General features: G+C 35.4%; 12 protein-coding genes. 8 read left to right on the top strand and 4 right to left on the bottom strand.

What is annotated here, in order from left to right; translation table 11 throughout:
• Positions 1-388: 388 nt before the first annotated feature.
• Positions 389-577, bottom strand: a complete 189-nt coding sequence (locus BLT_RS24495) for a recombinase family protein (RefSeq protein ID WP_017728204.1) — start codon at positions 575-577, stop codon at positions 389-391.
• Positions 578-843: 266 nt separating this feature from the next.
• On the opposite strand from BLT_RS24495, the gene BLT_RS24985 reads away from it, so the two are divergent.
• The gene (locus BLT_RS24985; protein WP_394295514.1) at positions 844-924 is read left to right on the top strand and encodes a putative holin-like toxin; all 81 of its coding nucleotides are present in this window, start codon (positions 844-846) and stop codon (positions 922-924) included.
• 317 nt (positions 925-1,241) lie between these two features.
• Here the strand turns inward: BLT_RS24985 and BLT_RS21920 are convergent, their stop codons facing one another.
• Together BLT_RS21920 and BLT_RS0112900 are read right to left on the bottom strand one after the other, a co-directional pair.
• Positions 1,242-1,451 (bottom strand): ImmA/IrrE family metallo-endopeptidase, encoded by a 210-nt coding sequence (locus tag BLT_RS21920; protein ID WP_236611096.1) that lies wholly within the window; start codon positions 1,449-1,451, stop codon positions 1,242-1,244.
• A 449-nt stretch (positions 1,452-1,900) separates the two neighbouring features.
• Positions 1,901-2,416, bottom strand: a complete 516-nt coding sequence (locus tag BLT_RS0112900; protein WP_017728202.1) for a GrpB family protein — start codon at positions 2,414-2,416, stop codon at positions 1,901-1,903.
• On the opposite strand from BLT_RS0112900, the gene BLT_RS23745 reads away from it, so the two are divergent.
• The 6 genes from BLT_RS23745 (at position 2,380) to BLT_RS24960 (ending at position 5,858) form a co-directional block, all read left to right on the top strand.
• Entirely contained in the window at positions 2,380-3,024 is a 645-nt protein-coding gene (locus BLT_RS23745; RefSeq protein ID WP_152414350.1) for a hypothetical protein, read from the top strand. The genes BLT_RS0112900 and BLT_RS23745 overlap by 37 nt on opposite strands.
• A 572-nt stretch (positions 3,025-3,596) precedes the next feature.
• Positions 3,597-3,686 (top strand): putative holin-like toxin, encoded by a 90-nt coding sequence (locus tag BLT_RS24980; protein ID WP_394295513.1) that lies wholly within the window; start codon positions 3,597-3,599, stop codon positions 3,684-3,686.
• 453 nt (positions 3,687-4,139) lie between these two features.
• Entirely contained in the window at positions 4,140-4,229 is a 90-nt protein-coding gene (locus BLT_RS24975; protein WP_394295513.1) for a putative holin-like toxin, read from the top strand.
• Positions 4,230-4,682: 453 nt separating this feature from the next.
• On the top strand, positions 4,683-4,772 hold the full coding sequence (locus tag BLT_RS24970) for a putative holin-like toxin (RefSeq protein WP_394295513.1): 90 nt from the start codon (positions 4,683-4,685) through the stop codon (positions 4,770-4,772).
• 453 nt (positions 4,773-5,225) lie between these two features.
• Entirely contained in the window at positions 5,226-5,315 is a 90-nt protein-coding gene (locus BLT_RS24965) for a putative holin-like toxin (protein ID WP_394295513.1), read from the top strand.
• 453 nt (positions 5,316-5,768) lie between these two features.
• Positions 5,769-5,858, top strand: a complete 90-nt coding sequence (locus tag BLT_RS24960; RefSeq protein ID WP_394295513.1) for a putative holin-like toxin — start codon at positions 5,769-5,771, stop codon at positions 5,856-5,858.
• A 73-nt stretch (positions 5,859-5,931) separates the two neighbouring features.
• On the opposite strand, the gene BLT_RS23185 is transcribed toward BLT_RS24960, so the two are convergent.
• Positions 5,932-6,177: an ImmA/IrrE family metallo-endopeptidase gene (locus tag BLT_RS23185; protein WP_236611097.1), complete on the bottom strand. Its 246-nt coding sequence runs from the start codon at positions 6,175-6,177 to the stop codon at positions 5,932-5,934.
• Positions 6,178-6,317: 140 nt separating this feature from the next.
• Between BLT_RS23185 and BLT_RS21915 the strand changes: the two genes are divergently transcribed.
• A complete protein-coding gene (locus BLT_RS21915; RefSeq protein ID WP_017728200.1) occupies positions 6,318-7,337 on the top strand; it encodes a hypothetical protein in 1,020 nt (339 codons plus the stop codon).
• Positions 7,338-7,765 lie beyond the last annotated feature (428 nt).

Here is a 7,765-nt window from a genome sequence, read left to right as displayed (position 1 = left end):
CTTTTCGAATTTGCCAGCCGAGAAAAGCTCCGAAACCTAGCAGAAACAGGAGGCAAGGCGTTTACAAAGCCGTATTTTGGTCAACTTATGACCGGCCCTCAACTTCTTGCTCATTTTATCCAGATGGATTACTGGTTGAAGACATATGATGTGAAGATAAAGGGATAGTGTGACATGACTCACCTGATTTAGGTGGGTTTTTTTGCATGAGGGGAGAGGGAAGATGTGTTGTAGAGGAGCGAAATCACTAAAAATTTACAAACAAGATCAAAATGTTTTTTAATCGTTTCACGCTCCCGCTGAGCCAGCGTCCTAATGATTGTGTAAACATTCTTCCCAGTAGCACTTGATGTGGCAAACACTTTCTGTAGAGGACTAAAAAGCAACCTTATGTAAGTCCATAAGCTTCAAAACGGTCAAGATGATATACAAGCACAACATCAAACTTCTCTTGCTTAATATCAGCAATCAAACGCTGCATAGCAGGGCGATTCGTGTTCTTTGCTGAGAAGCCTTCATCCACGTAATCATCCACAATCATCCAGCCTTGTGATTCAGCAAAAGCGGTTAGACGCATCCTTTGAGCTTCGAGGGAAAAACCATTCCTTTACCTGGTCTTCTGTACTTACACGACGGTAAATAACGCAACGCATGGGGGATCACCTCTGTTTCATATTATTTAGTTTATGTAATGTATTGAAAATAAAACGGGAATGTTTGTTCTTATTTTAACGTAGATAGGGAGGGTAAACAACTGGAAATTGTGGTATAATCGTTAAGGCAATAGAATAAGGCTCCTCAAGGGTGGTCTGGCTCACTCCCGATAGAAAGGGGGTGAGGCTTATGACAGTATACGAAGCACTATCGCTGATGATTGCTTTTGGCGTTCTCGTTGTACTACTGTCTAAAGACAAAAAGAAATAGACCTCCCTTGAGCCGATCAACTTCGGGGTTGGTCTATTTCACTTAACCAAATGAGCCGCGCCTATTGAGGGCAACTCTATTGCTTGGCCGTTGATGTTGGCAGCATCATCGGTCTTTTTTATTATATTCTCTTTATACTACAAGTATAACATTATAACACCATTTATTAAAACTTTATTATATAATTCATTTTAATCTCTTCATCTTCACTTACGAATGTTAATTAGATTCGCATAAATCCTCTCAAGTCGATACTCGCAAAGTCCTTTTGTAACCTTAAATTCTTCAGAAAGCTGATCAATGATATTGTCATCATTCTAATTAAACTCTCTTAGCATATGTAATGGCAATGCTGCATACCTCGTAAAGTTATTTGCATCCCATTCTTGCAGTTCTCTAAAAGCTTTTGGCATCATGATTTGTCGTCTGGCGTGTCTTAGGATGTGTGCAAGCTCATGATAAAACTGCTCACGCTGCACTTCTTTTTCCAATGTACTATTTACTGCAATCAGCTTTATTTCCTCCAATCTGCTCCGTTAGTTTAAGTGAATAACTTCACAAGGTAACCAACATCCACATATAAATAATAGCAGAAAATAAAAAATTAAAAGAATTATCTAACTATTCTTACCTATGTGCAGTTGGTTAATTACTTGCTGCACAGTATCCTTGTTTTATTAAAAGATACAACAACTTTTAAAAGCCTTAAAATTAAAGACATTTATATAATGTTACACATTTTATAGCGTGTGGTCACGCTCTTTTTGTTGTTATGGTAGGGGTCTAGAAAGCGGTCTTAATAAACAAATTAACTTAATTCATATAATGTGAGACATGATAAAAAAACGTCGGCACATCAATGCCTAACGTATTTAATGCTTATTTAATTTTACAAAGTATACTATGCAGCAAAGATCATTTATAAATGATAGCTCTTGTTTAACTAACGCCCCCTTTAGCACAATGAAATTCATATTTATTGTTCTTCTTTCTTGGCTTTTTGTAATACATTATGGATAAAAGAAGCCTTATTTTCAGTATATGAAACTCTGTCAAAACGAAACTTTTCTGCTAAATTAACCTTTAATTGATGATATTCTTTTGAAACATCAGGATTACTTCTTAAATAATTTCTGAACAAAATTTGATCGTTCCAGTGTTCTCCTTCAAACTGATAAAAATGCAAATGATGTGTACCAGCCCTCCATTTTCCCTTTCTAAAAAAGCGTCTTTCAGGAAACTCTTTATGATAGACAAATTCGTATCCTATTTGTTTCAAAGGCTCAATGAATTCGTTAACTACCTCAAAATCATTTACTCCAATAGCAATATCTAAAATGGGTTTAGCACCTAACCCTTCAACAGAAGTACTTCCTATGTGTTCAATAGATATAACCTTGTCAGATAGCATTTCTTTTAGTTTCGCTTTTTCATTTTCAAATTGTTTCGACCAATTTGGATTGTACTCTTCAATTCTTATTTCCTTATCCATTCCTTCCTCCCCTAATTCATTTAGTAAATGTCCCTTGTTCAACATTACTGCCCGTTAGTTTAAGTGAAGAACTTTACAATATAACCAATCTCATACATAAATCATACCAGAAGATAACGAAATATTGTTGGTATAACGATTTATTAGAAAGTTCTGATTTATTCTCGAAAAAAGGTTTTGACCCAGCAAATGCTACTACTTTATCAAAAACTTTGGCTAGCGTAGGTTTCTTTGAATCTTCACATACGTTATTACTGAAAGATGGAACAAAAATAGAAAATAAAAAAGATTATCTGAAATTAATTGAACTTGAGAAACAAAAGATTTTTACTAAACCTGAAATGAAAGCCATATTTGATGATATAGAATCTCTTCTGAAAAATGCAAAAACAAAAAAACTGAGGGATATATTAACAAGTAACCCTTGGATGGTTACTTTAATTGATCAAGAGCATACTTTAGAAAAGAATTTCTGGTTGTCAAATTTAAATTCTTTACGTGAGTTAATATTTGATTTCTGCACTATGCTGGAGTCAAATAAAATACTATTGGAACAATTAGAAAAAAAGGCAAATGAAACTAGAACAAAATGGCAAGAGGTAATTTAATGATAGATTTATTGTACCGTTTAACTTGCATATAGAAAATTTGAGTGATGTTATCTTAAGGACTCAAATACCCAAGATTGTATTTGAATATAAAGATAGAACTTCAGCAGAAAAAAAGGTAAAGGGTTTTGATGACTTACAAGGAGTTCTTAGTACTGGTGAAAAAAGAGCTCTATACTTTCTAAACGTGATTTTTAAAATGGAAACTATAAAAAAATCTGATAAGTGTAAGCATCGGTGATAAAATCCCTAATAACAACGGTTTCAAATTCCCCTAAAATAACGGACAATAGTTTCAAAACAAAACGCTAACGGAGTGGCGAAACTATGGTCAAGATTGGGGAATTCCTTTACCTGGTCTTCTGTACTTACACGACGGTAAATAACGCAACGCATGGGGGAACACCTCATTTACTAAGTTATGCTTGCAAAATAGAAAAATATAACACGAACGTATATTCTGTTTTAGCGTGAGATAAGTGAGCATACAAGGAAAATATGTGATATAATTCAATTTAATAGGATAGGGAAACTCAAGGGTGGTCGGCGCATCCCCAAACAGAAAGGGGGTGATGCCAATGACGGTGTTTCAAGCTTTGGTGCTGATGATTACATTTGCAACATTGATTGTAGCTGTACTGTCATTTAACCAAAAAAAATAATCCACCCTTGAGCTTACGAGGCTAGGTGGATTATTTTTATTCGAACGACTATCACAAATGGGATGGCAGTTCTCTAAAAGCTTTTGGCATCATGATTTGTCGTCCGGCGTGTCTTAGGATGAGATGCATCTAAAGATAAGGGTTTAGCACCTAACCCTTCAACAGAAGTACTTCCTATGTGTTCAATAGTTTTATTAAAAGATACAACAACTCGAGGGAAAAACCATTCCTTTACCTGGTCTTCTGTACTTACACGACGGTAAATAACGCAACGCATGGGGGAACACCTCATTTACTAAGTTATGCTTGCAAAATAGAAAAATATAACACGAACGTATATTCTGTTTTAGCGTGAGATAAGTGAGCATACAAGGAAAATATGTGATATAATTCAATTTAATAGGATAGGGAAACTCAAGGGTGGTCGGCGCATCCCCAAACAGAAAGGGGGTGATGCCAATGACGGTGTTTCAAGCTTTGGTGCTGATGATTACATTTGCAACATTGATTGTAGCTGTACTGTCATTTAACCAAAAAAAATAATCCACCCTTGAGCTTACGAGGCTAGGTGGATTATTTTTATTCGAACGACTATCACAAATGGGATGGCAGTTCTCTAAAAGCTTTTGGCATCATGATTTGTCGTCCGGCGTGTCTTAGGATGAGATGCATCTAAAGATAAGGGTTTAGCACCTAACCCTTCAACAGAAGTACTTCCTATGTGTTCAATAGTTTTATTAAAAGATACAACAACTCGAGGGAAAAACCATTCCTTTACCTGGTCTTCTGTACTTACACGACGGTAAATAACGCAACGCATGGGGGAACACCTCATTTACTAAGTTATGCTTGCAAAATAGAAAAATATAACACGAACGTATATTCTGTTTTAGCGTGAGATAAGTGAGCATACAAGGAAAATATGTGATATAATTCAATTTAATAGGATAGGGAAACTCAAGGGTGGTCGGCGCATCCCCAAACAGAAAGGGGGTGATGCCAATGACGGTGTTTCAAGCTTTGGTGCTGATGATTACATTTGCAACATTGATTGTAGCTGTACTGTCATTTAACCAAAAAAAATAATCCACCCTTGAGCTTACGAGGCTAGGTGGATTATTTTTATTCGAACGACTATCACAAATGGGATGGCAGTTCTCTAAAAGCTTTTGGCATCATGATTTGTCGTCCGGCGTGTCTTAGGATGAGATGCATCTAAAGATAAGGGTTTAGCACCTAACCCTTCAACAGAAGTACTTCCTATGTGTTCAATAGTTTTATTAAAAGATACAACAACTCGAGGGAAAAACCATTCCTTTACCTGGTCTTCTGTACTTACACGACGGTAAATAACGCAACGCATGGGGGAACACCTCATTTACTAAGTTATGCTTGCAAAATAGAAAAATATAACACGAACGTATATTCTGTTTTAGCGTGAGATAAGTGAGCATACAAGGAAAATATGTGATATAATTCAATTTAATAGGATAGGGAAACTCAAGGGTGGTCGGCGCATCCCCAAACAGAAAGGGGGTGATGCCAATGACGGTGTTTCAAGCTTTGGTGCTGATGATTACATTTGCAACATTGATTGTAGCTGTACTGTCATTTAACCAAAAAAAATAATCCACCCTTGAGCTTACGAGGCTAGGTGGATTATTTTTATTCGAACGACTATCACAAATGGGATGGCAGTTCTCTAAAAGCTTTTGGCATCATGATTTGTCGTCCGGCGTGTCTTAGGATGAGATGCATCTAAAGATAAGGGTTTAGCACCTAACCCTTCAACAGAAGTACTTCCTATGTGTTCAATAGTTTTATTAAAAGATACAACAACTCGAGGGAAAAACCATTCCTTTACCTGGTCTTCTGTACTTACACGACGGTAAATAACGCAACGCATGGGGGAACACCTCATTTACTAAGTTATGCTTGCAAAATAGAAAAATATAACACGAACGTATATTCTGTTTTAGCGTGAGATAAGTGAGCATACAAGGAAAATATGTGATATAATTCAATTTAATAGGATAGGGAAACTCAAGGGTGGTCGGCGCATCCCCAAACAGAAAGGGGGTGATGCCAATGACGGTGTTTCAAGCTTTGGTGCTGATGATTACATTTGCAACATTGATTGTAGCTGTACTGTCATTTAACCAAAAAAAATAATCCACCCTTGAGCTTACGAGGCTAGGTGGATTATTTTTATTCGAACGACTATCACAAATGGGATGGCAGTTCTCTAAAAGCTTTTGGCATCATGATTTGTCGTCCGGATATGATGTGAAGATAAAGGGATAGTGTGACATGACTCACCTGAATTAGGTGGGTTTTTTTGCATATTAGAAGGGAGCGAAACATAATGTCGTCTTAGGATGTGTGCAAGTTCATGATAGAATTGCTCACGCTGCACTTCTCTTTCCAATTCACTATTTATTGCAATCAGCTTGAATCGTCCTATTTCGATGCTGTGAGAGTATTTCTCCATTTCCTTGAGTAGATCAATTTTTTTTCTACTCTTATTCAACAATAGCGCCTATTAATTTAAGTGCATTACTTCACAAAGTCATCTGAAATAGAAGTTTATCTACTGAGTATAGATCAAATACGAAAAGACATTTAATTAGAATGCAACTGTCTCTTCATATTTTTGGTAATTCCAGTATTATTGTACTGCGCAACAATGAACCTTGGGATAAAAGGGAATTTGGGACCGTTGAAAAGAGGGAATTTCAATCCGTTGTTGACAATAAGAGACATTTAATTGTTTTTGATGATATAGCTGATTCTTTTGATTATAAAAATAAACATGCAATGATTCATTATTTAAAAGATATAAGTGAATTTGAAAATATTGATATGTTAATACTTACGCATAATTATGATTTTTTCAGGCAATGTTGCTCTAGATTGAAAATTGACCGAAACAAATGTTTTGCATCAAGGTTAAAAAACAAAAAAATTATACTTACTGGTAATGGTCGACCTAATAAAGAAGGAGTCTATTTGAAAAATGTTTTTTCTTTCTGGATAGCTACAATGAAAAAGGAGGAGGAATCTGCAATTATTCCTTGTGCTTCAATTCCTTTTTTTAGAAATTTAGATGAGATAATTAATAATAAGAAGTGGTTTAAGACTCTTACATCTTTATTGCATATTAAAAAAGACACGAAAGAGATAAAGTGGAATACTTTGTTTCAAATATATAAGGATATTATACCTGATGTTAAGGTTAATCAGAATTTATTAGTAAAATTAGAATCTAAACGTGTTTTAGATACAATATATGATTGTACGAATCAGATTATTGAAACAGAGAGTCCTAGTAATTCCCTTGAAAATAAAATTGTTTTGTCGATGGCAATTAGGTTAAAAGCTGAAGAGTTAATGCTTAAATTATTAGAAAAGGAATTTGTTAAGGATGTACCAAATCAAACTTATTATCTTTATGATCAAGTCATAAGTAGTACGAGAATTATTAATGAAGACACTAGAGAACTATTGGAAAAGGTTATGATACTAACTCCTGAACATATTCATATAAATTCCTTTATGTTTGAACCACTTATTGACACAGACCTTGATTATTTATCACAAACATATAAAAAGTGTATTCAACTTTGTGATGAAAACTTAGTTAAAAGCTAAGCACACCAGCAGATAGCTCAGGCAACTTATGACCGAGCCTCAACTTCTTGCTCATTTTATCCAGATGGATTACTGGTTGAAGGCATATGATGTGAAGATAAAGGGATAGTGTGACATGACTCACCTGAATTAGGTGGGTTTTTTTGCATGAGGGGAGAGGGAAGATGTGTTTTGAAAGGCTAATTATCTTGTGTGTAAATTTTTAGCCGTTTCGATTCTCTACAACGTAATCTCAAAATATGTTTTCTAATCGTTTCACGCTCCCACTGAGCCAGCGTCCTAATGATTGTGTAAACCATTCTTCCCAGTAGCACTAGAAGTGTCAAACACTTCTGTAGAGGACTAAAAAGCAACCTTATGTAAGTCCATAAGCTTCAAAACGATCAAGACGATATACAAGCACAACATCAAACTTCTCTTGCTTAATA

This window comes from Halalkalibacterium ligniniphilum (assembly GCF_000334155.1).
Taxonomy (GTDB): Bacteria; Bacillota; Bacilli; order Bacillales; family Bacillaceae_D; genus Halalkalibacterium; species Halalkalibacterium ligniniphilum.
Note: the sequence above shows the minus strand (reverse complement) of the source record. Positions and strands in the feature narration are given on the sequence as shown.